22 protein-coding genes are annotated in these 23,768 nt (G+C 46.7%); 9 read left to right on the top strand and 13 right to left on the bottom strand.

What is annotated here, in order from left to right; translation table 11 throughout:
- Positions 1 to 133 precede the first annotated feature (133 nt).
- From nhaA to K6Q96_RS20040, 3 genes are all read right to left on the bottom strand, one after another.
- Complete coding sequence (nhaA, locus tag K6Q96_RS20030; protein WP_251882207.1) at positions 134 to 1,339, bottom strand: Na+/H+ antiporter NhaA; 1,206 nt, start codon at positions 1,337 to 1,339, stop codon at positions 134 to 136.
- Between the two features lie 143 nt (positions 1,340 to 1,482).
- A complete protein-coding gene (locus K6Q96_RS20035) occupies positions 1,483 to 1,959 on the bottom strand; it encodes a PaaI family thioesterase (protein WP_251882208.1) in 477 nt (158 codons plus the stop codon).
- Positions 1,960 to 2,043: 84 nt separating this feature from the next.
- Positions 2,044 to 2,565 (bottom strand): NUDIX hydrolase, encoded by a 522-nt coding sequence (locus K6Q96_RS20040; RefSeq protein ID WP_251882209.1) that lies wholly within the window; start codon positions 2,563 to 2,565, stop codon positions 2,044 to 2,046.
- A gap of 218 nt (positions 2,566 to 2,783) precedes the next feature.
- Between K6Q96_RS20040 and K6Q96_RS20045 the strand changes: the two genes are divergently transcribed.
- The 7 genes from K6Q96_RS20045 (at position 2,784) to K6Q96_RS20075 (ending at position 11,277) form a co-directional block, all read left to right on the top strand.
- Positions 2,784 to 4,109, top strand: coding sequence for a DEAD/DEAH box helicase (locus K6Q96_RS20045; RefSeq protein WP_251882210.1), 1,326 nt, complete (start codon positions 2,784 to 2,786; stop codon positions 4,107 to 4,109).
- A gap of 101 nt (positions 4,110 to 4,210) precedes the next feature.
- Complete coding sequence (locus K6Q96_RS20050) at positions 4,211 to 5,023, top strand: alpha/beta fold hydrolase (RefSeq protein WP_251882211.1); 813 nt, start codon at positions 4,211 to 4,213, stop codon at positions 5,021 to 5,023.
- Positions 5,024 to 5,239: 216 nt separating this feature from the next.
- Positions 5,240 to 8,824, top strand: a complete 3,585-nt coding sequence (locus K6Q96_RS20055; protein WP_251882212.1) for a glycosyl hydrolase — start codon at positions 5,240 to 5,242, stop codon at positions 8,822 to 8,824.
- A 257-nt stretch (positions 8,825 to 9,081) separates the two neighbouring features.
- Positions 9,082 to 9,531: a DUF302 domain-containing protein gene (locus tag K6Q96_RS20060; protein ID WP_251882213.1), complete on the top strand. Its 450-nt coding sequence runs from the start codon at positions 9,082 to 9,084 to the stop codon at positions 9,529 to 9,531.
- A gap of 117 nt (positions 9,532 to 9,648) precedes the next feature.
- The gene (locus tag K6Q96_RS20065) at positions 9,649 to 10,209 is read left to right on the top strand and encodes a GNAT family N-acetyltransferase (RefSeq protein ID WP_251882214.1); all 561 of its coding nucleotides are present in this window, start codon (positions 9,649 to 9,651) and stop codon (positions 10,207 to 10,209) included.
- Complete coding sequence (locus K6Q96_RS20070; protein ID WP_251882215.1) at positions 10,206 to 10,718, top strand: GNAT family N-acetyltransferase; 513 nt, start codon at positions 10,206 to 10,208, stop codon at positions 10,716 to 10,718. The genes K6Q96_RS20065 and K6Q96_RS20070 overlap by 4 nt, the downstream gene beginning before the upstream one ends.
- Before the next feature lie 133 nt (positions 10,719 to 10,851).
- Entirely contained in the window at positions 10,852 to 11,277 is a 426-nt protein-coding gene (locus K6Q96_RS20075) for a hypothetical protein (RefSeq protein WP_251882358.1), read from the top strand.
- Between the two features lie 67 nt (positions 11,278 to 11,344).
- Here K6Q96_RS20075 and K6Q96_RS20080 read toward each other — a convergent pair whose 3' ends face one another.
- Complete coding sequence (locus K6Q96_RS20080; RefSeq protein ID WP_251882216.1) at positions 11,345 to 12,073, bottom strand: spondin domain-containing protein; 729 nt, start codon at positions 12,071 to 12,073, stop codon at positions 11,345 to 11,347.
- Positions 12,074 to 12,082: 9 nt separating this feature from the next.
- On the bottom strand, positions 12,083 to 12,766 hold the full coding sequence (locus K6Q96_RS20085; RefSeq protein WP_251882217.1) for a spondin domain-containing protein: 684 nt from the start codon (positions 12,764 to 12,766) through the stop codon (positions 12,083 to 12,085).
- Positions 12,767 to 13,011: 245 nt separating this feature from the next.
- On the opposite strand from K6Q96_RS20085, the gene K6Q96_RS20090 reads away from it, so the two are divergent.
- The gene (locus K6Q96_RS20090) at positions 13,012 to 13,584 is read left to right on the top strand and encodes a glutaredoxin family protein (protein ID WP_251882218.1); all 573 of its coding nucleotides are present in this window, start codon (positions 13,012 to 13,014) and stop codon (positions 13,582 to 13,584) included.
- Between the two features lie 56 nt (positions 13,585 to 13,640).
- Here K6Q96_RS20090 and K6Q96_RS20095 read toward each other — a convergent pair whose 3' ends face one another.
- The 3 genes from K6Q96_RS20095 to K6Q96_RS20105 form a co-directional block, all read right to left on the bottom strand.
- A complete protein-coding gene (locus K6Q96_RS20095; RefSeq protein WP_251882219.1) occupies positions 13,641 to 13,943 on the bottom strand; it encodes a hypothetical protein in 303 nt (100 codons plus the stop codon).
- A 78-nt stretch (positions 13,944 to 14,021) separates the two neighbouring features.
- Positions 14,022 to 14,960: a hypothetical protein gene (locus K6Q96_RS20100; RefSeq protein ID WP_251882220.1), complete on the bottom strand. Its 939-nt coding sequence runs from the start codon at positions 14,958 to 14,960 to the stop codon at positions 14,022 to 14,024.
- A gap of 521 nt (positions 14,961 to 15,481) precedes the next feature.
- Positions 15,482 to 15,916 carry a cupredoxin domain-containing protein gene (locus K6Q96_RS20105; RefSeq protein ID WP_251882221.1) on the bottom strand — a complete coding sequence of 145 codons (435 nt, stop codon included), beginning with the start codon at positions 15,914 to 15,916 and terminating at the stop codon, positions 15,482 to 15,484.
- A 174-nt stretch (positions 15,917 to 16,090) separates the two neighbouring features.
- On the opposite strand from K6Q96_RS20105, the gene K6Q96_RS20110 reads away from it, so the two are divergent.
- On the top strand, positions 16,091 to 16,537 hold the full coding sequence (locus K6Q96_RS20110; RefSeq protein WP_251882222.1) for a VOC family protein: 447 nt from the start codon (positions 16,091 to 16,093) through the stop codon (positions 16,535 to 16,537).
- 73 nt (positions 16,538 to 16,610) lie between these two features.
- Here the strand turns inward: K6Q96_RS20110 and guaD are convergent, their stop codons facing one another.
- The 5 genes from guaD to K6Q96_RS20135 all read right to left on the bottom strand — a co-directional run bounded on the left by guaD (position 16,611) and on the right by K6Q96_RS20135 (position 23,710).
- Positions 16,611 to 17,927, bottom strand: coding sequence for a guanine deaminase (gene guaD, locus K6Q96_RS20115; RefSeq protein WP_251882223.1), 1,317 nt, complete (start codon positions 17,925 to 17,927; stop codon positions 16,611 to 16,613).
- A 4-nt stretch (positions 17,928 to 17,931) separates the two neighbouring features.
- Positions 17,932 to 18,828 carry a xanthine dehydrogenase accessory protein XdhC gene (gene xdhC, locus K6Q96_RS20120; RefSeq protein ID WP_251882224.1) on the bottom strand — a complete coding sequence of 299 codons (897 nt, stop codon included), beginning with the start codon at positions 18,826 to 18,828 and terminating at the stop codon, positions 17,932 to 17,934.
- Positions 18,829 to 18,851: 23 nt separating this feature from the next.
- The gene (gene xdhB / locus K6Q96_RS20125; protein ID WP_251882225.1) at positions 18,852 to 21,233 is read right to left on the bottom strand and encodes a xanthine dehydrogenase molybdopterin binding subunit; all 2,382 of its coding nucleotides are present in this window, start codon (positions 21,231 to 21,233) and stop codon (positions 18,852 to 18,854) included.
- On the bottom strand, positions 21,223 to 22,620 hold the full coding sequence (gene xdhA / locus K6Q96_RS20130; RefSeq protein ID WP_251882359.1) for a xanthine dehydrogenase small subunit: 1,398 nt from the start codon (positions 22,618 to 22,620) through the stop codon (positions 21,223 to 21,225). The genes xdhB and xdhA overlap by 11 nt, the downstream gene beginning before the upstream one ends.
- 355 nt (positions 22,621 to 22,975) lie before the next feature.
- Positions 22,976 to 23,710, bottom strand: coding sequence for a GntR family transcriptional regulator (locus K6Q96_RS20135; protein ID WP_251882226.1), 735 nt, complete (start codon positions 23,708 to 23,710; stop codon positions 22,976 to 22,978).
- Positions 23,711 to 23,768: the final 58 nt, after the last annotated feature.

The following is a 23,768-nucleotide window of genomic DNA, read 5'->3' on the forward strand; positions in this document are numbered from 1 at the left end:
CGAAATATAATATCTTGGGTTGCAGAATTCTAAGCTTTGACTACCCATTGTTGATGATTACAGAATAAATAAAAAGCCCGTAAAAAGAACTTTTTATGGGCTTTAGGGAGTTGATATATCGGGTAATATTCGGCTATCGAGCTTCTGGTTCTTCGGCCTCAGTAGTGTGGCTCGGAATGCGTTCGAAAGTTTGCTTTAGGGCTAGATAGCCGAAAACTGAAGCGAGGAATGAGCCGATAAAAATTGCAATGCGTGATAAGTCAACCAATGCGTGGCTGTCTGTGCCTGGGAAGGCTAACGTCGTGATGAATATCGACATCGTAAAACCAATGCCACAGAGAATGGATGAGGCCATAATGTGCGCGAAATGTAGGCCTTTAGGTAAACTTGCGATCCCCATTTTTATTGAGATATAGCAGGCCAAAGAAATGCCAATAGGTTTACCTAGCAAAAGGCCAAGAGTTATGCCAAGAGGCAGGGGTTCTAACAACAAACCGAGACTAAAGTTATCAAGCGGTACACCCGAATTCGCAAAAGCGAACGCAGGTAAAATCAAAAAGCTGCTCCACGGGTGAATGCCGTGCTCAAGAGAGCGCAGAGGGCTTGGGTGATGTTTGATTTTAAGGGGAATAGCAAATCCCAGAATGACACCAGCGACGGTAGCATGGACTCCAGATTTTAGTACGGCCACCCACAGAATGCCGCCTATGAGTAAATAACCTGTCAAACGTGCGACGCCTTTAGCATTCATGTAAAACAGAGTCGCGCTTGCAAGTACTGCTATAACCAGTGAGATGATAGACAGATCGCTGCTAAAGAAAAGCGCAATAATGATTACCGCGCCCAAGTCATCAATGACTGCCAGTGCCAGCAGAAACACCTTGAGACTGAGCGGGGATTGCTTACCGAATAATGCCAACACTCCGAGGGTGAAAGCTATATCAGTCGCAGCTGGAATTGCCCAGCCTTGCATCGCTTGCGGATCGCTGTAGTTGAAAACTGCAAAAAACAAGATGGGTACCACCATGCCGCCAATGGCAGCGACAACGGGAAACATAGCTCTTGAGCGTGTTCTCAGCGCGCCTTGAATCAATTCCCGTTTCACCTCTAAACCTATTAGAAGGAAAAAAATGGCCATCAAGCCATCGTTTATCCAAAGCAGTAGGTTCTTTTCGATATCCAGAGAACCGATTTTAAAATGTATTGGGGTATCGAGAAAGGCGAGGTAGAAAGGTGCTAGAGGGGAGTTTGCAATGATCAATGCCAAAAATGCCGAGGCGATCAGAATGATACCGGGGGCGGTATCGAGCTGAAAAAATTCGACTAGCTTTTTGTCCAAAACGCTTCTCCCGATCTCTTTTAATACTACTTAAGTCTAATGAGTAAAAAGAGAAAAGGGCAAAATATGCCCTTAAGAAAGGTAGGAAAATTGTGATGGAAGCTAGACAGATCGCCCTTTAGTGCAAAAGGATGCTTAGTTAATTATCCGACTGCTTTTACGGAAAGAGTCAGATCAAATACCGCCATGGGTTCGTCACCATGTAATGAAGGACAGGTCGCTGTAATTCGAACAGGTTGGTTTACGCGCTCTCCGCTCTCCATGGTTTGATCCAGCATGTCGTCGATTAACTGGCCGTCATTGCAGGTGAAAATCACATCTGCTTCCGGGCGTTTCAGAAATTCCCCCGTCACAGCTTTGAAAGCCAGTGAGATTTTCTTTCCGCGAGATTCTGCTTTACTCATCGCCATAAAGCCACCGGCCACGTCAGCACCCACCGCAAGTGTGCCGAAATACATGCTGTTGAGGTGATTCTTGGTTTTTCGCTTGAGCGGAATACGGATTTGAACTTGCTCTTCGTCCAACACCAAAATTTTGGGCCGGCAGTACCAAATCAGAGGAACTTTGAAGAAGCCAAACAATTTAAGCATGCGATTGGCGTGGGCGAGAGTCTGCTTCATGCTTCATCCTTGAAGAGGAAAGATGTAATCACCCTAATTTTCAACTGGTCGGATGTCAATGTTAAGCCACTGTTAATGAGTGTTCTATGTGATCAGTCCCAGTAATTGTGCACGACAAAACGCAACGATGGTTTTGCTGTCCTGAATTTCATTTTCAGCGATGAGTCGTTTCACTTCATCGACTGAGAAATGTACTACCTCAATGACCTCATCTTCGTCCATTTGCGCCTCACAATGAGACAACTGCTTGGCAACGAACAGGTATTGGGTTTCATTGCAAAAGCCAGGGGCAGGCAGGGATTCGCCTATAGCATGCCACTCATCGGCTTTTAGCTGAGCTTCTTCGGCTAGTTCTCGTTGGGCGCAATATCGTGGGGACTCTGAAGATTCGAGGGTGCCAGCAGGAAATTCATAGATCCAACGGCGTATTGAAGGGCGATACTGATGAATCATGACCAGTTTGCCGTCATTGGCAACAGGCAGGATTAGCACGGCACCGGGATGCTCAAGGGTTATGTGATTGGTGACAAGACCATTTGGCAGCGCGTGTTCGCTCTCTTCAAGAGAGAATCTTTTCCAGGCAAAGAGTTGTTTCGGTTGGTTCATAGGTGAAAATTCCATCGAAGTGCTGTCAGCTACGCTAACTGCAATACCGTGAAAGGCAGAAGATTGGTTGATTAGGCAGCTTAAAAATGTGATCCACCACAATAAAAACTGCGGCAATTTACAGAAGTATGGTAGAATCCGCGCCAATTTTGTGGGAGTTGAGAAAGCCAAGTGGGCTCAGTAACTCTCTGTATAGATGATAATTCTGGAGTATTACCTTGCAATTTGAAGACCTGGGTTTAGACAAACGCCTACTTAAAACGATGGAACTATGGGGATTTAGCACCCCGACTGATGTGCAGGCTTCTGCCATTCCTGTCGTTTGCGCAGGCAAAGATCTGCTGGCGTCGTCTAAAACCGGATCAGGTAAAACCCTGGCTTTTCTTCTGCCTGCACTGCAACGCGTAATGCGCAGCAAAGCATTTAGCCGTTCTGGCCCTCGTGTTGTCGTTCTTGCACCAACCCGTGAGTTAGCCAAACAGGTTTACGGCGAACTGCGTAAGCTGCTGGCTGGCACCCAATACAAGGGAATGCTGATCCTGGGTGGCGAAAACTTTAATGATCAAGCGAAAGAATTCCGCAAAGATCCTGCGTTCATCGTTGCTACACCGGGCCGCCTTGCAGATCACTTGGAGCATCGTCATTTAGCGCTGGAAGGTCTGGAATTGCTCATTCTCGATGAAGCAGACCGTATGTTAGACCTGGGTTTTGCTCCGCAACTCGAAGCGATCAATAACGCCGCCAGCCATCGTCGTCGTCAAACGCTGATGTTCTCTGCAACTCTGGATCACCAGCAAGTTAACGAGATTGCTGCTGACATGCTCAAAGAGCCAAAGCGCGTTGCAATTGGCTTTGTGAATGAAGAGCACAAAGACATCGAACAACGTCTTTTCCTTTGTGACCATCTTGACCACAAACAAGCCTTGCTCGATCGAGTCATGGAAGAAGAGCAGTACCAGCAGATGATGATCTTCACCGCGACCCGTGCGGATACTGATCGACTGGCTAGCTTGTTCGCAGAACGAGGCATTAAGGCCGTTGCCCTGAGCGGTGATCTCAGCCAAAGCGCACGTAACCGCATAATGAATGAATTTGAGCGTGGTCTTCACAAAGTGATGGTAACCACTGATGTGGCCTCACGTGGTCTGGATATCTCAAACGTATCCCACGTGGTGAACTTTGACATGCCAAAACATGCTGAAGAATATGTTCACCGTATCGGCCGTACCGGTCGAGCAGGTAACAAAGGCATCGCGATTTCTTTCGTAGGTCCTAAAGACTGGAACAGCTTCAAGAGCATTGAAGGTTTCCTTGATAAGCGCATGAGCTTCGTAACTTTAGAAGGCCTTGAAGGCAAGTTCAAAGGCCTGGCTCCGAAGAAAAAGAAAACCTTCAGCAAAAAGCCTCAGCATAAGAAGAAAACCAATAAGCCGTCAGAGAAGAAAGCTGCGTCACCTAAGAAGCGCAACAAGAGCTTCTATCAAGGTGTTGCAGTGGGCGAGCAAGTGTTTGCTGTTAAAAAGAAAAAGCCTGCGGAAGAATAATCAGATTCTCATTCCAAAAAGCGCCTTTCGTTGGCGCTTTTTTTCTATATCGTCGGTCAATATAAATCCATATAACAGAAGTATAAATACAGGGAAACTTAATGAATTCAATTCAGATAAACGGCAAAAATATGTCGTACTTGGATGTTGGTGAAGGTCCAGTTGTACTGCTAGGTCACAGCTATTTGTGGGACAGTGAAATGTGGCGTCCACAGATTGATGTGCTAAGCCAAAACTATCGCTGCATCGTTCCGGAACTATGGGCTCATGGTCAGTCGGATGCAGCGCCGGAAAGCACCACTTCGCTGATTCACTATGCTGATGACATTCTGTCATTGATGGATCAACTTGATATCGACAAATTTGCGTTGATTGGCTTGTCAGTTGGGGGAATGTGGGGTGCAGAGCTAGCTTTAAAAGCGCCAACACGTGTAAATGCCTTAGTATTGATGGACACATTCATTGGTTATGAGCCTGAAGTAGCTAAAGCTAAATATTTCGGCATGTTCGATACCATTGAGCAAATGGGGCTCATTCCGCCACCAATGATCGACGCGATTACGCCTTTGTTCTTCGCCAGTGATGCGGAAACGGCCAATCCAAAATTGGTCGCCGATTTCAGGGAAAAGCTAGCAAATCTGAAAGATGAAGATGCGAGAAACGTTGTCATAGTGGGCCGTATGGTCTTTGACCGCAGAGATACCTTTGACGATATCGAAAAACTGACTTTGCCGACACTTATCATGGTCGGTGCCGAAGACAAACCGCGCCCGCCGCTCGAATCCATGTTGATGCATGATGCGATTGATGGCAGCGAATACATCGTCATTCCAAATGCTGGTCACATTAGCAATCTTGAGCAAGAAGTATTTGTTACCGAAGCATTGAGCAAGTTTCTCTCAAGCCAGCGATAACCCTGATTAAAGCAATGATTAAGCCGCAATTTGCGGCTTTTTTTATGATGATTTTCTATCAAAACTCATCGGATCTGTTTAGGTAGTGAGACAGATCGAACGATCGTTTGATTCAACGGCAAACCCTCATTGTTAAGGGAATGTGAATCCTTATACTGCACCAAAAGAAAGCGCTTTCTTCTATTTTTTAGTGCATACACCATAAGGAGTCTGGGTTTGAAGAAGTACTGCCGTTTGCTGTTTGTGACGTTAGCAACTCTAGTTCTTACTGCCTGTGGGGGCGGAGGTGGAGGAGATACCGACTCCGGCACTCAACTTTATTCCCTGACTGTGAATGTCACAGACAACTCCCGTGCTCCGTTGAGTGATGCGACAGTGAGTGTTGATAACATAAGCGCTCAAACGAATGCTTCTGGTGTTGCAGAGTTCTCACTCGCCAGCGGCACTTACAGTGTGTCTGTTCAAAAAAGCGGCTTTGAAACCTCTCAGTTTACAGCCCAGTTAGGAAGTACCGCCCAAACTGTCGACATCAGTATGGCATCAACCCAGACTGTAACAGAGGGCGGAGAGAGCGGCGGTGACACTGGCGGTGGCTCCCAGGGCGAATCAGGGGATAGCGGTGCTGGTTCCGAAGAGGGATCAGAAGGCGAAGGCGGAAGCGAAGAGACTGGCAACACTAGCGACTTGACTGTAAAAGTGGTCAATGCGGATACAAACGAAACGCTAAGCGCTGCCACTATTGAAATTGATGGAACAACACTTCAGACCGACACAGCAGGTGAAGCTGTATTCAGTCTGGCTCATGGTGCATATCAGATCTCCGTATCTCATACAGAGTACGAATCTAAACAGCAGATCACCTATCTCTCAACGAGTGAACAGTCAGTAACTGTTGCACTTTCTACTAAAGAAGTGGAACCGCCTGTAGAGCCACCTAGTTCCAATGAAATCGCCTATGTTTACCATTCATCATTCGCCTCTTCTTTCGAATTTGAACATCAGGGTGACGCTTGGAATTCAGGCTCTACAGCAGTATGGAATCCATCGGATAGCCAATTTTCTCAAAGTATTCAGGTAACAAGTGGCAGTAGTTGGGGAGCCCCATTTGCGGTAGCAGCATGGGGTAATGAGTCTGCAAATTCAATTGATACGACAGGTTTTGATCTTCTTCGCTTCAAATACAAATCAGACTTCGCATCGCAAGTTGAAGTGTCTATCCAAGGTGTAAACAGCACAGAATCAAAAGTGGTTTACTCGCTTGGTACTGCTGTTGCTTTGGGTAACGACTGGTATGAAATGGAGGTGCCATTCCCAGGGTTTGACGACCTGACTTGGATTGGTTTGATGTTCGCGGGTGACGGCACTGTTGAAATCACAGACGTTTATCTGGAAAACGTACCGTCAGATGCTTTCGTGACGCAATATGGCGCCGGTAACGTTGCAAATACATTCAACCCTGAAGGTTATGGTTGTACGGTAGACCATGGTTTTTGGGTTTCGAATGCTGGTGTTGTTGAACCGGGTGTACCTTCGTGTGACAACATAGGCACGCCAAAACAGCTTTACCCACAAATCGTTCCTGAGCTGGAAGACCAACCCATTGCTACTCACAAATGGTGGGGTTCTGTTTCATTCTACGGTGAAATGACGATCGGCGATCCGAACGATGCTGGCTACATTACACCTGATCCAGTCACCGCCCGCATTTCAGAGCGCGGTGCAAGAATCATGGGCATTCCCAATGCGTTGCAAGGACAGGGTAACTTGTTCCAATACGTGGTACCTGACCCATTCAATGAAGTATTTGATGGTATTGCCGTTGCAAACAGCAAGCACTCCAATATGGAAGGCTATCTGAAAGACCACAGTGATGGTGCGATGACGGTTGAGTGGTGGGCTGATTCCTCGCCAGTGATGGAAGCCACTTTTGTACATGGTTCACCTTATGTCTATTTCAAGTCTTACGACGGTGATTTCCAGATTAAAACGACCAGCTCTGATGGAGGCCAGAAAGGCACTTTCTATCAAAACAGCCAATCATTGGGTGTCTGGACGGATATTGCAGGCAACAGAAACAGCTTCCTAATCGTTGGTGAAGGCAATACCACCTTTAGTAATGTTTCGGGCAACCTAATTACGGTCAGTAACCTAGCGAAAGAAATGACAGTGGCCCTTTTACCATCAGCGGGCACGCCAAGCAGTGCTGAATCAGCATATTTCGAGAGTCTTGCTCGACAGGTTGTTCGTGATGTAGAGATCGCTTATTCAGTTAATCATACAAATAATGAAGTGACGGTGTCACATACATATCTTGATGCAAGTGGTAATCTAATTGAAACCCTTGCAGGTATGCAGCCTCTGCATTGGAAAAACAGCAATGCAACGCCGACACAATACAGCGTGCGCAGTACTCGCGGTATTACCAAGTTCGTTCAAACTAACGGCTTCAGTTATACGCTGCCATTTGTGGGGGTGTTGCCTTTCTTACCGAATGTTGCTGACCTCGATCTGAACACTTTACGTGCTCTGGTTACTGAATACATGAACGGTGGAGAGCACTCCTGGAACCCTTACACAGACACCTATTGGTCCGGTAAGAGCTATGGTAAAGCTGCCGAAATTATCGCTATTGCACGTGATATTGGTATGACATCAGAAGCCAATACCTTAACCGCTTGGTTGAAGGGTGAACTTGAAGATTGGTTTACCGCTGATACATCTGGAGATCTCGATACCGTTAAGTACTTTGTCTATGACGAGTTATGGACGACCTTATTAGGTGTTGAAGAATCGTTTGGTGCGCATCAACAGCTTAACGACCACCACTTCCACTATGGCTACTTTGTCCGTGCTGCTGCTGAAGTATGTCGCACAGATAAATCATGGTGTGGTGAAGATCAGTATGGGCCAATGGTTGATTTGCTGATCCGCGATTACGCAGCGAGCAAAGGTGATGACATGTTCCCATACTTGCGTAATTTCGATCCGGCCAATGGTTTCTCCTGGGCGTCCGGCCACGCGAACTTTGCGTTGGGTAACAACAACGAATCAACGTCTGAAGCGGCAAACTCTTACGGTGCCATCATCCTTTATGGGTTAATTAAAGGTGACCAAGAGTTGGTAGACAAAGGTATCTATCTACACGCTTCCTCTGCTGCGACGTATTGGGAATATTGGAACAACCTTGATGGTTACCGAAATGCCTCGCCGTCCTACCCAGATCTGGGCGACAGCTATGACAATTTCCCGGATAACTATAACCAGATCACGACATCGATCATCTGGGGACAAGGCGCTTCTTTCTCGACCTGGTTCAGCCCTGCCTTTGCGCACATTCTGGGCATACAAGGATTACCGCTGAACCCATTGGTATTCCATGTTGGTTTGCATGCGGACTACATGAAAGATTACGTCGAGCTGGGTTTGACAGAGTCTTCAAACCTTAAACCTTCGGGTTTGCTGGACGGCCACTGGCGAGATATCTGGTGGAACCTTTGGGCGATGACAGATGCTGATGCGTCTATAGCAGATTATGAAACCGTAGGCTCCAACTACATACCGGAAGAGGGGGAATCAAAAGCCCATACCTACCATTGGATATACAACTGGCAGGCGTTGGGACAACTTGAAACCGGAACGGGCGAATTGACAGCAGATTACCCTGCGGCTGTAGCCTTCAAAAACGGGAATACGATGACATACCTTGTCTACAACTATGATGATGTAGCCAAGACCGTGCGATTCAGTGATGGAACAACGCTGAACGTACAAGCAAACAGTTTTGGCACCTTGGTGAAGTAAAGACGCGATTATGTAGTTAGCAGAATTATCATATTCAAACAACCTGAATCCAACATCTTCAGGATGTTTGGGTATTTACCAATGTGTCGTTGACCACTGCCACTGGTTATTAGCGATACGATTGATACGCGCTCAACGGGGGAGACCTCGTTGAGTTTTTTTATTTGTGGCAGAGCCTACAAAACCAAAAACCAGATGCAATTTATAGGTCTTTTTTCTTATCTGTCTTAGAGCTCAACACTCAGAAGGAAAAGATAATGAAAAAGTTGGTATTGGCTGCGGTGGCTTCAATAGTAATCACATTTTCTGCACATGCTGACAATGAACTCATCAAAGTAAAAAGCGCACACTCCGTTTCCCAAACAGCAGATAACATCGAAGGGTTTCTCAAGGAAAAAGGGCTCACCCAGTTTGCGCGAATCAATCATGCTGCCAACGCCGAGAAAGTGGGTTTGGAACTACGTCCTACAGAACTGATCATCTTTGGTAATCCAAAGGTTGGTACTCCTTTGATGCAATGTGCACAAAGCGTGGCGATCGATTTGCCACAAAAAATGCTGATAAGCCAAGATGCGGAAAGCAATGTTTGGTTAACTTACAACGACCCAATGTATCTGAAAGAGCGCCACAACATCGAAGGTTGTGAAAAAGTACTGAAGAAAGTGTCTAAAGTGCTTGGTGCGATCAGCAAAGCCGCGACGAAATAACACATTCAACCTATATGAAGCCTGGCAAGCAGTTGGGCTTCCTGTTATTGGCATATATCCGATTTCTGCCGCAATTTGATGTAGCATGAATCGACAATCCCTCTTTTGTGCTGTCCAGTGAAAACCTGTCTGGGATGTTGTTTAACAAAAAGAGAGTACGATGAAATTGGTGACCCATCACCGGGATATGAAAAAGCATTTCTCGCCTTTTATGATGACTTTTCAATGAATGATCCAGAAAATGCTAATTACTATCAGGCAGCTAAAGTAGACTTTTCTGGCTTCGTTCAAAGCTTGTTAGATGAGTCTAAAGGGATCAACCTTCGGGAAGGATTTGTACCTTGCAGTCACTTTTGGCTGATAGATGACAAAGACAACATTGTTGGGGTTATCCGCGTCCGACACCATATAGACAATGATTTCCTCGCGCTGAAATGTGGCCACATTGGCTATGATATCGCGCCGTCACATCGCCGAAAGGGTCATGGCACCACCATGTTAAAGCTTGCCTTGCCGCGGGCAAAATCACTTGGCATATCCAAAATCCTGATTACGGCTGATGAAGATAATCTGGCCTCTCAAAGAATCATTCAAGCCAATGGTGGCCAGTATGAGAATACAATTGTTGGGAAAGTGAACAGCTGGCCAATTGCACGCTATTGGGTGGAATGCGAATGACAGTGTCTCTAAAGCCTATTGATATCCGAGAACGGCATGTACTAGAGAATCTGTTTTCTTACTATGTGTATGAGTTTTCGCGACCTTTAGAGCTGAACCTTGATAGTGACGGTAAATACGCATTCAAGTCCGAAACCCTTAATCCATATTGGCTTCGTGATGATCACCATCCGTATTTCATTCTGTCTGATGGTGAATTAGCCGGCTTTGTGCTGGTTCGTCGTTATCCACCCAACATTGCTGTGTGGGACATTGACCAGTTCTTTGTCTTACGCAAGTTTACAGGCAAAGGGGTAGGTAAAAAGGCGTTATCAGCTGTGTTGAATAAGCGGTTAGGGGATTGGCAAATCCGCATTCTAAAGGAAAATGTTTCGGTGCTTGGCTTCTGGCAGTCTGCGGTCGAAGCGCTCGTAGAAGGTGACTACTCTTTGGGCTTGGAAGTGGACACCGATTTAGAAATGTATTTTATTCATTTTCAGCATCCAAGCACCTCAAAGATATCAGAGTGAAAACGTGTCAAACGCGCCTAGCCAGCTCTTACACTCTTCAATCTCCCGTTACCAATTTCTCTTTATCTGATAAAACAGTTTGCACTAATATGCTAGAACTCTATGCAGACTATCCCAACTTAGGCGGATTATGATGAAAAAGATGATTGTTTCAGCGGCTATAGTTTGCGCGCTGGCAGGTTGTGAAGAGGCCAACGAGGCGATTGATAAAGCGCAAGAAGCGGCGAATAGCGCAGTAGATAGCATTCAAGATAAAGTCGATGCCGTTGATTTTAGCGAACTGAATTTGGATTCGCTGGAGAACGCGACCGCGTATGCTAAAGAGTTTACTGAGTCCATGGAAGAAGCGCTCACCGCTGATTTGACGAACGCGGATGTTGTTGCGGACGTTCAGGAAAAAGTGGCGAACTCTTACGCTTGCTTGGTTGACGCCACTTCTGAAAGTACGGCAGAAAAGCTGCTGAACAAGTTCATGTCAGCGATTGGCAGCGAAGATACTCAATCTTTGATTGAGAAAGGCGTAGAGAAAGCCAAAGCGGCAAAAGAGTGTGTGATGTAACCAAAGACGCTACACATTGAACAATTAAAAAAGTGCCGGGCTCAAGCTCGGCACTTTTTATTTAGGGCTAGTTGACCCGTTTGATGCTGACTTTTATGCCGGGATTATCAAAACGATGATGCCCAAACAGAGCAGACGTTGTTAACCCATCATCTTGAGAGATAACACCTGCATGAATGGTGACACGGTTATTATCATTTCTCGCTGGATTAAAACCTTCTCCGCCACCGGCCGGCCCAGGAATACTGGCTGCCAACTCATCATTGCCCTCTGTTCCTGCATCCCATACTTCTGCGCCAAATGTGCGCGTGATGCCTTCGTCGACGCTTGAAAGATCAAACTGAGTAAAACCAGCAAATGCATCATTTGTGTTGACCAGCATGGTGCCGAGAGAGAGGTATTTTGCTTTTGATAGGTCAATGTCAAAAGAAAGGGTTTCGGCACTTCCAGGCGGCACAATTCCGTTGCCGCTTGCTGTTGTATGAACACTTTCCAGTGAAGACATATCGATTAATCCTGTATTGTCTCCAGACTCTGCCATGATCTCCAGCGCGTCTGACGAGGCTTCACCAGTCTTAAACAACGTATAGTTGTTATCGTGAGCTAACAAAGCAATCGGTGATAATGGTTGTGCCGAAGTGGCGTTGGTCACTGTGACTTCATACGTGGCCATTTGAGTGGTTTCAGCCTCTGGTGGCGAGGATTGTGACGGGTTAGTTGTATTGTCATCTGAGTCGAATGGGCAACCTGCCAGAGCAAGCGCCGAGCCAGCAATAATAATTAAACGAGAGTTCATGCTGCCTCCTTAGTTAACGACAACAGTCATTACAGCAACAGGATTTAACCAGCGGTGAACAGAGAAGTCGACGTCGCTTCGACCGCCATTTGCATCACCATCTCCAATGTTACCTGGGTGAACATGAACGGTATTATTGTTAACCGTTGTTTCCACGCCAGTACCATTCGCACCAAAGGTGAGGAAAGGAGGGTTAGGGATGCTTGTGCTCAACTCATCGTTTGCTTCTGTACCAGCATCATAACCATTCAACTTGATGTGATAAGTTCCCGGCTCTGAAGGAATTGGCCAGCTATCTAATCCTACGAATCCATCGTTTGTTGGCAGTAGCATGGCAGTTAATGAGAGATAACCCATTTCTCCGGTATCGATAGAAAAGTCAGTGCCAGTTGCCGGTGCCAAAGGGCCAGAAGCAGGGTTTTCAACAACAATTCCTCCAGCGTTTGTGATAGCAGAAGATAAACCTGAGATATCACCCCCTTCAGCCATTGATTCTAGCTCCGCAGACGCACTGGTTCCTGCTCTAAATAAAAACGAAGAACTATCGTGAGCCGCAACAAGCAGAGGGGTAAAGTAAATGCCTTTGGTCGCATTGGTTAAACTGATATCGAGTTGAGCTGCGAGGCCAGAAGCGGAAGCCATTGAACAGGTCAGGGCGATTGCTGTTAGATTTAATTTGGTGGGCTTTCTCATTTTGCTCTTCCTTAACGAGTGAGTGTTTAAGTAGTGTGAAGAGCAAATTTCTCAATCAGGTCTCAAGAGTTTCGTTAAAACCTCACAAATTTATTGCAATGAAAATGGGTTTATTGAGGTCTATATGAATGTGGTTATTGCAGTTTGATACTAATAGCATGCTCAAAGACAGTTTTCTAAAAGAAGACTTATTTGGTGAGCCGAATATGAGCACCTACATAAGTAAGGCTAAGGAGTGAGTCGTTGTGACTAAGCCAATCAAAGTAACGCTATATCGCTGGGGTGGCAGTTGGGGACCTTTCAGTGTGAAAATCCCATGCGGGGAATGCACACTTACCAAAGACATCCTGAAAGATACTTTTGAAAAAGAGCTCGGTGATGTGCCTATCGAGCTGGAAGTGAAAGATTGGCTTTCGCATTGGTGGGAACCACTTAAAGTGGGGGCATGGCATGCGCCAATCCTGATGGTAGAAGGTAAGCTCGTTAGCCAGGGTGAAGCGCTTAATCGCGGAGTACTGGTTCAATCTGTTATCAAGGAGTGGACGAAGCGTGACACCCTGCAAGGCAACATTGTTTATGGCAAAGCAACGTGTCCGTATTGCGTGAAAGCCAAAGAAATGTTGGCAGAAGCCGGGATTGAATATAACTACCACGATGTGGTGGTTGAAAGCGCCGCTTTATATCGAATGATCCCGGAGGTAAAAGCCATCATTGGTGAGAAAACGCCGGTTACCGTTCCTCAAATCTGGATGGATGGAAAATACATCGGTGGGGCAGATAACCTAGAGCAATGGCTGGCTTCGAAAACTAACGCGTAAATAGGTAAAGTATTTGAAAGCATCCGCTTGAGTGACTCAGCGGATGCTTTTTCATTTTAGTCAGTGACCTTCAACAGTGTTTTGCTCTCGTTATCGAAGGTGAAAACGCGCGATCGGAAAGCCATGGTCGACATGAAATAGGGAACAATATCGACCGTTTCGCGGTACTCATAAACGTAAACCGTGGTATCAGCGGCTTCAATGATCTCATCAGGTTCACCATGATAAGAAACAACGCTGTCCAATGTGGTGACATTGGTTTGAGCGTTGAAAGCATTGAACTTTGCGCTTTCATCAAAAGGCGTGGAACAGCCAGTCAGAGCGACTGATAGTGCGATAGCGCATACGAGCTTTTTCATGTTATTTCCCTACTTGCAAAAAAAGGGCGAATCAATACCGCCCAGTAAAAATGGGTGCCAAATCCAGCGTGAACTCTTTTAACGATTCACAAAGAAGTGTTTGTTCAGGTATTCAACCATTGGAATGAAAGCGGGGTTTTCCCAGCTTCTAAGCACTTCATGCGGCAACAGCGTTGGATCATCAGTGCCAACAATTCCCTTATTGATGAACTTGCTGCCGTCATTAATTTCGAGCTCTCCAAGCGGTGAAGTTTTTGAACCTTCAACCATATACTCGTAAACCGTGCCGGCTACTGCCCCAGGGTTCATGTCGACACCAGCAGCTTCGTGAATTGGGTCAGGATCATTGGTGCATGATGGGATTTGACCATTGGAGTAAGGGCAATAGTCGTAAGATGAGATGTGTGGCAGCACTACAGATTGAGCATTTGCCTGCGCCGCAACAAACGGGATAGCGATATTGAAGGCGACATAGGCTGTATCCAGCTCATCACCTGCCAGCGTTTGATCATCAATGTAGTAATCAAAAAGCTGCATCACTTTCTGGTAAGTCGTTGGGCCGTTCGTCTCATTGATACCGCCATCTTGAGTGAACAGTAACTCAACGCCATTGACCACACTTTTACCATTCAAGGCGAGGTTAACAACAAACTCTCCTGCTGGCGTTGGTGAAGAAGGGTCAACATTGTTCCGAGAGGGAATGACGCCCAATACCAATGTTTTAGCATTAAAGGCATTTTGAACATCACGACTCGCCCAAGTCATCATATTGGTTACCCGTGTTACAACGGCTTGATGTTCTGAAGCAGAAATATTGGAAGGGTCAAAGTTAAGAACGTAAACCCCTTTGTTGAAAGGACAGTTATTCACGTCCTGTGCTGATGTGAATTCACAGTTATCAATGGACTGATAGATATTCACTGTTGTTGCTGTGTTACCTGAATTTGACTTGTCCTCGCCACAACCTGTGATGGCTAACCCCAAAGCCAGTGCAAGGCTGATACTTCCTGCTTGCATCTCTTTAATCCTAAATATACGAAAACACCAAAACATCCCAGTAAGGCGCTTTGTTAATCCTTATAGAGCATCCAAGCTCAATGCATTTGTTTTGCGAATCATCGTCCGGACAATCAATTCGGCGGCATTATATGAACGGTGTTTTTAATTCTCAAGATGAAATCACATGTAAAAAATATGGGTATATATTTGCTTTTGCTGATAGATGAGGTGGTGAGTGTTCAGGTGGGAAAATAGATAGATACATCCCGTTAACAAGGCAGGATGTGGCTGTGTTGGACAATCGTTTGCGAACCAGCGACAACACCTTGCCAACTGTCACGTTGTTTAAGATTGTATAGACAACTACATGAATACTTCACCTAAAAGATTTACTAATTAGTTATCTTAACCCTGTTTAAATGAGATCTGAGTTTTAACATTGAGTTAAAGTTTTATTGCTCAATAAATGAGCTAGTCGGAATAAAAAAAGCACTTGGTGGGCCGATCACCAAGTGCTTTTTATGCAGTATTATCGAAAGCTACTCAACGATAAATGTTCCCGCCATGCCTTTACTGGCAAATCCAGCACATTCAAAGGCGTATTTGCCCGGCTTGATCGGGACAAAGAAAAGCTCCACTTCGCCTTCATCTTCAAATTCTATCTCATAGAATCCATTAGCTTTGATCTCGATACCGCCAGCTTCTACCTTCCGCATCCAGACATTATCAAAGAAGCTATGTGCCTCGAACGCGCATTCTTTTGCGCCAGTACTGGTTATCGTTAGCGCATAGGCTTTACCCGTCTCCATCAGGAACTCTTTTTGGGAAATCGCAAATCCCGCATCATCAGTTCCGAGCACGAGCTCAGGTAAGTCTGTTGCACGTTGGGAGAGATTGCCTTTTGCTGTCGCTTGAAACGACAGAACTGTTGAGAGTGCAAGCACCAGAGATAAACCCATCTTCGTTGCATTCATCCTTAACCCTTTGAATTTAAATCTTTATGAGTAGTGAATTTGATATTAGTTAATCCCTTAGCTTCGATAAATCCTCCTTTGGGAGGTTTTATTTGGACTAATTGAGGAAAGTGTTTTACAAGGCGTGTTCTAATAGTGCTTTGGAGAAGTACCGTTTAGATGGAATAAGAAAGCATGGAGCAATCGATCATCCACATTGCCTTGGTCGTGAAAGACTATGACGAAGCGATTGATTTTTACATGAACAAGTTGAAGTTTGAATTGATTGAAGATACTTATCAGCCAGAGCAGGATAAACGTTGGGTTGTAGTGTCACCACCAAGTTCAAACGGCGTGACCTTGTTGTTGGCAAAGGCATCGAAACCTGAACAACTGGATTTCATCGGGAACCAAGCTGGTGGCAGGGTATTCCTGTTTCTGAATACTGATGATTTTTGGCGTGATTACCATAAAATGGTATCGCTGGGAATCACGTTCGTCCGTGAACCGAAAGAGGCGGATTACGGCACGGTCGCTGTGTTTGAAGATTTGTATGGCAATCTCTGGGATTTACTACAAATGAACGATGACCATCCAATAGCCCTTCGTGCTGCTCTGTGTTCAAGATTAAGTAGATGGTGAAGAGAAAGAAGACCTCTGGCTGCATGCTGGCAGAGCGCTGCTGACAGAGGCCTTTTATTATCAGATTGTTTGTTCAGCGGTTGTAAACAGATTGGCCGTAGGAATAGGTGTCACACACGGTTCTGTCATCACCCAAGGTCATTAGCACAAAGAGCTTGTCTTCTAATGACTGAGCATGTTCCATCCTAAACTTCATTAGTTGGGTCGCATGTAAATCCAACACAACAAAATCAGCTTCTTTTCCTGATTCGAAATTACCAATCAAGTGATCCAGAGAGAGCGCTTTGGCTCCGCCTAATGTGGCCTGATACAGCGACTTCAATGGGTGCAGCTTTTTACCCTGAAGTTGCATCACTTTGTATGCTTCGCTCATGGTTTGAAGCAGTGAAAAGCTGGTACCAGCGCCGACATCTGTTCCCATTCCTACCTTAATACCCTTGGCTTCCATCTCGGAAAGCGGGAACAAGCCGGATCCTAAAAACAGATTCGAGGTAGGGCAAAAGGCTATCGCTGAATCGCTTTCTGAGAGCCTCTTGCATTCGCCATCACACAAGTGAATACCATGGGCAAACACCGAGCGGCTGGAAAGCAATCCGTGTTGGTCGTAGACATCCAGGTAGTTTTTACTTTCTGGGAACAGCTCCTGCACCCATTCGATCTCTTTCTGGTTTTCAGAGAGGTGAGTGTGCATATAAACGTCGGGATACTCTTCAAGCAGTTTGCCTGCTAAACGTAATTGCTCAGACGTGCTGGTGGGCGCAAAACGAGGTGTCACGGCGTAATGCAAACGTCCCTTGTTGTGCCACTTTTCGATCAGCGCTTTGCTATCTTCATAGCCAGACTCAGGGGTGTCGGTCAGATCTTCAGGCGCATTTCTGTCCATCAGTACCTTGCCGGCAATCATCCGAAGATTTCGTTTCTCCGATTCCTGGAAAAAGACATCGACGGATTCTTTATGGACCGTGCCGAAAACTAAAGCCGTTGTCGTGCCATTTCGTGCGAGTTCATCAAGGAACTGTACGGCAACTTCACGAGCGTAATTTACATCAGCAAAGCGCTTTTCCTCTGGGAAGGTGTAGTTATTCAGCCAGTCTAGAAGCTGTTCACCGTAGGCGGCGATCATCCCTGTTTGTGGGTAGTGGATATGGGTATCAATAAATCCCGGTGTGATCAGTTTGTTCTCGAGTACGACCACTTCAACGCTGGGGTCGAGCGAAGGAAGGATATCGTCAGCGTGACCGACTTTCACAACGTGACCATCGGCAACCAGCAGAACGCCATCATCAAAGTACTGATAAGAGTCTTCTAAACCCACGTCCGTTGGGTTGGCAAGGCTATGTAATATGGCAGCGCGAAAGGCTTTTGCCGGATGAGCTTTTGGGTCTGTCATTCCTTTATGCCCTTATTTTCTCGTTATTTTTATTATCGTTATCTTCAGGCTCTCGTTTAAGAATAGAGAGTTTCTCAGCCTGTTTCTGTGATGCTGAATGGGAAGAGGACTCGCGTTTATTGGCAATCTGTTCACCCTGATAGCAAGCGATAAGCTCACCTGTTACAGATACGGCGATCTCCGCCGGGTGCTTTCCTTTCACCGCGTCGATGCCGATGGGGCAAATCATAGTGTTGATGGTTTCATCATCAAAGCCACGTTCTTTTAAGCGATAGTCGAAGCGTTTGCGTTTTGATAGGGAACCAATCAGGCCAAAGTACTTAGCGTCTCCACGTTTCAAAATGGCGCGCGAAAGATCGAAATCCAGCTGATGATTATGTGTGAGTACCAGATACATACTGTCAGTTGGGAGCGTGGAAATTTCGCCAACAGGGTCGTCTGTTAAGCGCATTTCCACGTTGTCAGGGATGACATCGGGAAATTGATCTTCACGCTCATCAACCCAAATCACCTTGAACGGTAAAGTAGCCAGAATATGAACCATGGCTTTGGCGACGTGTCCTGCACCGAACAGTGCAAGAACATGACGTTGTTGGCCAATAGGCTCAAAGCTTAGTGTGACCATGCCTCCACAACATTGGCCAAGACGAGCGCCTAGATTAAAGCGTTCGATTTTCATGTCACTTTCACCATGCACCAGCATTTCTTGAGCGGCTTTCATCGCGACATGTTCAAGGTGACCACCACCGATAGTGGCGATAACTTCACTTTCAGTCACCAGCATTTTTGTGCCAGCGCCGCGCGGCACCGAGCCTTTGTCTTCAAGCACCGTGACCATCACACAGGGCGTGCCTTTGGCTTCGAGCTCTGCCAGCGCCTGGATCCAATTGTCTTTAAACATCACTGACCTCCACTTTTCGACGCTTACATCTCGAATGGCAAAGGCGATTTGCCTTTTCGCGCTTGTTTGATGGCGTTGTAAACCTGCTCAGGCGTCGCTGGTGCAGGCAGGTGAGGGATTTCGCCTTCATCTGCCACGCTCACGACAGCATCATGAATAGCGCTCCACACCGAAATGGCCAACATAAATGGTGGTTCGCCGACCGCTTTCGAATGGAAGACGGTGTCTTCTGGGTTGGCACGGTTTTCTACCAATCGAGTGTTGAATATTTCCGGTGTATCAGCGACAGCAGGGATCTTGTAGCTGGCTGGGCCTGAGGTCATCAACTGGCCTTTGTCATTCCAAACCAACTCTTCTGTTGTCAGCCAGCCCATGCCCTGAATAAAACCGCCTTCGACTTGGCCAATATCAATCGCAGGGTTAAGCGATGCGCCTACATCGTGAAGAATGTCAGTGCGTAGCACTTTGTATTCGCCAGTGAGGGTATCGACGATCACTTCTGAACATGAGACGCCGTAAGCGAAGTAATAGAAAGGGCGACCGCGTGCTGTTTCGTGATCGTAGAATATTTTGGGTGTGCGATAGAAACCGGATGCCGCCAACGAAATTTGGTTAAACCAACACAGTTCGGTGAAGTCAGCAAAGGTCATGGTTTGCTTGTCGCCAATCGACACGATGCCGTTGCTGAAGACCACATCTTTAGGTGAGACATCGAAGTGCGAGGACGCAAAGTTGACCATCCGCTCTTTGATCGTGAGTGCGGCATTCTGCGCAGCCTTACCATTCAGATCAGTGCCGGACGATGCCGCTGTGGGTGAAGTATTTGGCACCTTTTCGGTATTGGTTGCGGTTACCTGAATCGCGCCGATATCCACACTAAAGGTTTCAGCAACAATCTGCGCGACTTTGGTGTTCAAGCCCTGACCCATTTCTGTGCCACCATGGTTCAGCGAGATGCTGCCATCGGTATAAACCGTGACTAACGCGCCAGCTTGATTAAGAAACGTGGCGGTAAAAGAGATACCGAACTTCACCGGAGTGATAGAAATGCCTTTCTTCAGGATAGGGCTGCTGGCGTTGAACTCCGCGATGGCTTTACGGCGCTTTTCATACTCGCAGGACATTTCCAAATCGGCGGTCATTTCGTGAATGAAATTGTCCTCTACCTTCTGGTAGTAGTGCGTTTCGTCGCGACCCTCTCCTGCGTAGTAATTCGCTTTACGAACCTCGAGAGGATCTTTCTTGAGGTGACAGGCGATGGTGTCCATCACATGTTCAATAGTCATCATGCCCTGCGGGCCACCAAACCCGCGGTACGCAGTATTCGACGCAGTATTGGTTTTTACACAATGCCCGGTTACCGTGGCATTGCCGAGGTAATATGCGTTATCAGAATGGAACATGGCGCGGTCGACAATTGAGCGAGATAAGTCCGGTGAGTGTCCGGCGTTACCTGACACCACGATTTCAATCCCTTGAATCACGCCATTGTTGTCGAAGCCCACTTTGTATTGATTAAAGAAGGGGTGGCGTTTACCCGTCATCATCATGTCTTCACGACGTGGCAAACGGAATTTCACCGGTTGGCCTGTTTGGTTTGCAATTACGGCTGCAATACAGGCTGGAGCGGCTGCTTGTGTTTCTTTACCACCAAAGCCACCCCCCATACGGCGCATATCGATCAATACTTTGTGCATCGAAACACCCAATACGGACGAAACCAGCTTTTGCACTTCGGTCGGGTTTTGAGTGGAGCAGTAAACAATCACGCCACCATCTTCAGTGGGGACAACACTTGAAACCTGCGTTTCAAGATAAAAATGCTCCTGACCGCCGACATGAAGCGAGCCCTCCAATACGTGTTCTGCATTGGCGATGGCTGCCGCTGAATCTCCCCGCTTTTGGGTATGACTGTCGGTAACAAACAGCTCCTGTGCCAGGGCCTCTTCCACATCAAGAGCGGCAGGCAACAATTCGTATTCAACGATGGCGGCCTCTGCACCTTTTCGGGCATTGTCGAGGCTGTCAGCGGCAACAGCAATCACAGGCTGACCAACATAAACAACCTTACGGTCGGCGAGCATAGGATCGCCGGGAAGGATAGGGCCAATATCGAGTTCACCCGGCACATCTTCGGCGGTGATCACAGTGCGAACACCGGGCACTTTGTAGCAAGGTGATACATCCAACTTGATAATATTCGCGTGAGCATGTGGGCTCATCAGCGCGTACACATGAAGCTGATTAGGGAATTCGCCGCGATCGTCTATGTAGAGCGCTTCGCCTGATACCTGCTTTTCAGCACTTTCATGTTTGACCGATTTGCCGACGCCAGTGGCTAATCCAGCTTTCGCTTGCGCGGTCATTTCTTCCATGGTCATCGCTGGAGTCGTTTTACGAGACATAATGAATCACCCTCGTTTCAATTTTCTTTCCATCAGCCGTATAACTGAGCTCGGTGAACAGACGGTAAAGCAGGTTCGTTGCAGTTTCAGCGCGATATTCCTTTGTCGCTCTGAAGTCGGAAATGGGCGAGAAGTCATTCTCCAATGCTGACATTGCGGCTTGAATAGTGGCGGCACTTAGCGGCTTGCCTACAAGTTCCTGTTCACATAGGGCAGCACGCGCTGGAATGGCGGCCATGCCACCGAAAGCAATGCGGGCTTCAGTGACAGTGTCACCTTGAAATGTCAGTCTGAATGCGCCACAGACTGCTGAGATATCATCATCAAAACGCTTCGAAATTTTGTAGGCTTTGAATGCCTGATTAGGTAGCGGTTTCGGCACACGAATGGTCTGCACGAACTCAGAGGGCTGCAGCGCTGTCACTTTGTAATCTTTGAAGAAGTCTTCAAGCAGGATTTCCCGTGCTGTTTCACCGCGGCGAAGAATCACGGTTGATCCCAACGCAATTAGCAGAGGAGGCCCGTCACCAATGGGAGAAGCGTTCGCAATATTGCCACCAATCGTTCCTTGGTTACGGATCTGTAGGGATGCAAAGCGTTGTAACAGCGCGCCAAAATCTGAGTAGTGTGGCTCCAAAGCACGATACACATCAGTGAAAGGCACATTGGCACCGATTTCGATGTGGGTATCGGTTTCGTTAACGGTTTTGATATCGTCAACGCGGCCAAGATAAATCAGTTTGTCGATATCGCGATGAAACTGAGTCACTTCCAGTGCAAGATCAGTGCCGCCTGCCAGCAGTTTAGCACTGGGGTGCGCCATCAGCGTTTTTGCCAGTTCATCGCTACTCGTCGGTGTGAATGCCGTTTTGCCGTCTGCGTGATATTCCAGCTCAGGCTTACCAATCGCATTCAGCTTTTCAATCGTTTCACGCTCGTATTCAGCAAACTGGTCGCGAATCGGCGTTTCCTGACTCAACGACAATGCAGCTTCTACAATAGGGCGATAGCCTGTGCAACGACACAAGTTACCTGCCAGAGCTTCATAAGTGTCTTCTTTGTCTGCATTGGGATGATTCTTGGAGAGTGCGAACATCGACATGATAAAGCCAGGTGTACAGTAGCCGCATTGGCTGCCGTGGAAATCAACCATGGCCTGTTGAACGGGGTGTAGCGAATCATTTGTTTGCAAGTCTTCTACTGTGATGAGTTGTTTGCCGTGAAGGGCGGAAACAAAGGTTAAACAAGAGTTAACACTTCTGTATTCCAGCTTACCATTTACGACTTCACCCAAAACCACGGTACACGCTCCACAATCACCTGAGCCACAACCTTCCTTGGTTCCTGTTTTGCGTATATGTTCACGCAGGTAATTTAACACAGTCAGGTTAGGAGAAATGTCTTTCTCTTCCTGCAAAGTCTGATTTAAAAGGAAACGGATCACACGGCCTCCATGACGTTTTCGTATCCATTAGTTACAAACTAGTCATTTCTGACCGTACGGTCAACTTTCTGTTAACAAGTGATTATTCTAAAATTAACAGCAAAATATCTAATAAAAACAGTGGGTAATGAATCTTTCTTGGGGGCGACCACATAAATGGCAAGTATGGATTGTATACAATCTGTGAGGTTGATCGTTACTAATTCTCATTTTTGATAACAGAGGTGAAGATGATAGAAAGAAAAACGGCCTGAATGCTTCAACATTCAGGCCGTTTTTAAGCTGATTGAGTGAGGTATCAGGCTTTCTTCTTCAAGACATTCGAAAACACAGCATGAAGATCTTGTGTGCCAGAGTCATCATGTAGGTTCAGTTTAGAATTGATATGGTCAAGGTGGGTCTTCATTAGCGCGATAGCCGCTTGTTTATCTCCCGCCTCAATCACATCGAGTAGCTGGGTGTGCTCGTCACAAGAGCAGTGCGTTTTCTTTGATGACTCATACAAAGCAATGATCAGTGAACATTGGGACACCAAGCTACGTTGGAAGCTCATCAAAGGAAGATTATTTGCCATTGCAGCGAGTTCGATATGAAATTCGCCGGAAAGGCGGATGCTGCGTCCCGTATCGTTTTTCGCAATCGCTTCATTTTCCTCTGCCACCATGGCGCGGCATTTGACGATCTGTTCCGGTGTCGCGTTTTCTGCTGCAAGCTCGACAATTGCCAGTTCCATCACTTCACGCGCTTTGAGGATTTGCATCGCTTCCTCAACGGTTGGCGATGCCACAATAGAACCGCGATTTGGACGGGTACTGACAACCTGCTCTACAGAGAGTCGCAGTAACGCACGACGAATAATGGTTCGGCTGACTCCGAAGATTTCGCCCAATGCTTCTTCGCTGAGTTTGGTACCTGGTGGCAGGCGTTGTTCCAGAATGGCATCAAAAATATGACCGTATACGATGTCATCCTGTGTCATTTTAGGGTTTGTCTGTTTGGTTTTTTTATTCGTTGCTTTGAGAAGCCCTGTCATACAGTCGTTCCTTTCCCGACTCGCCGTCTCTAGCGAGTCCGCTGCAAAATAACGTTCT

Source organism: Grimontia kaedaensis, assembly GCF_023746615.1.
GTDB lineage: Bacteria > Pseudomonadota > Gammaproteobacteria > Enterobacterales > Vibrionaceae > Enterovibrio > Enterovibrio kaedaensis.

Bases quoted from the DNA above. Each gene is read 5' to 3' on its own strand.
- K6Q96_RS20035 (WP_251882208.1), bottom strand. From the start codon at position 1,959: ATGAAGCAGACTCTCGCCCACGCCAATCGCATGCTTAAATTGTTTGGC.
- K6Q96_RS20080 (WP_251882216.1), bottom strand. From the start codon at position 12,073: ATGAACTCTCGTTTAATTATTATTGCTGGCTCGGCGCTTGCTCTGGCA.
- K6Q96_RS20110 (WP_251882222.1), top strand. From the start codon at position 16,091: ATGGAGCAATCGATCATCCACATTGCCTTGGTCGTGAAAGACTATGAC.
- K6Q96_RS20060 (WP_251882213.1), top strand. From the start codon at position 9,082: ATGAAAAAGTTGGTATTGGCTGCGGTGGCTTCAATAGTAATCACATTT.
- K6Q96_RS20040 (WP_251882209.1), bottom strand. From the start codon at position 2,565: ATGAACCAACCGAAACAACTCTTTGCCTGGAAAAGATTCTCTCTTGAA.
- K6Q96_RS20135 (WP_251882226.1), bottom strand. From the start codon at position 23,710: ATGACAGGGCTTCTCAAAGCAACGAATAAAAAAACCAAACAGACAAAC.
- K6Q96_RS20095 (WP_251882219.1), bottom strand. From the start codon at position 13,943: ATGAAAAAGCTCGTATGCGCTATCGCACTATCAGTCGCTCTGACTGGC.
- xdhB (WP_251882225.1), bottom strand. From the start codon at position 21,233: ATGTCTCGTAAAACGACTCCAGCGATGACCATGGAAGAAATGACCGCG.
- xdhC (WP_251882224.1), bottom strand. From the start codon at position 18,828: ATGTTTAAAGACAATTGGATCCAGGCGCTGGCAGAGCTCGAAGCCAAA.
- K6Q96_RS20070 (WP_251882215.1), top strand. From the start codon at position 10,206: ATGACAGTGTCTCTAAAGCCTATTGATATCCGAGAACGGCATGTACTA.
- guaD (WP_251882223.1), bottom strand. From the start codon at position 17,927: ATGACAGACCCAAAAGCTCATCCGGCAAAAGCCTTTCGCGCTGCCATA.
- K6Q96_RS20075 (WP_251882358.1), top strand. From the start codon at position 10,852: ATGAAAAAGATGATTGTTTCAGCGGCTATAGTTTGCGCGCTGGCAGGT.
- K6Q96_RS20085 (WP_251882217.1), bottom strand. From the start codon at position 12,766: ATGAGAAAGCCCACCAAATTAAATCTAACAGCAATCGCCCTGACCTGT.
- K6Q96_RS20050 (WP_251882211.1), top strand. From the start codon at position 4,211: ATGAATTCAATTCAGATAAACGGCAAAAATATGTCGTACTTGGATGTT.
- K6Q96_RS20105 (WP_251882221.1), bottom strand. From the start codon at position 15,916: ATGAATGCAACGAAGATGGGTTTATCTCTGGTGCTTGCACTCTCAACA.
- K6Q96_RS20100 (WP_251882220.1), bottom strand. From the start codon at position 14,960: ATGCAAGCAGGAAGTATCAGCCTTGCACTGGCTTTGGGGTTAGCCATC.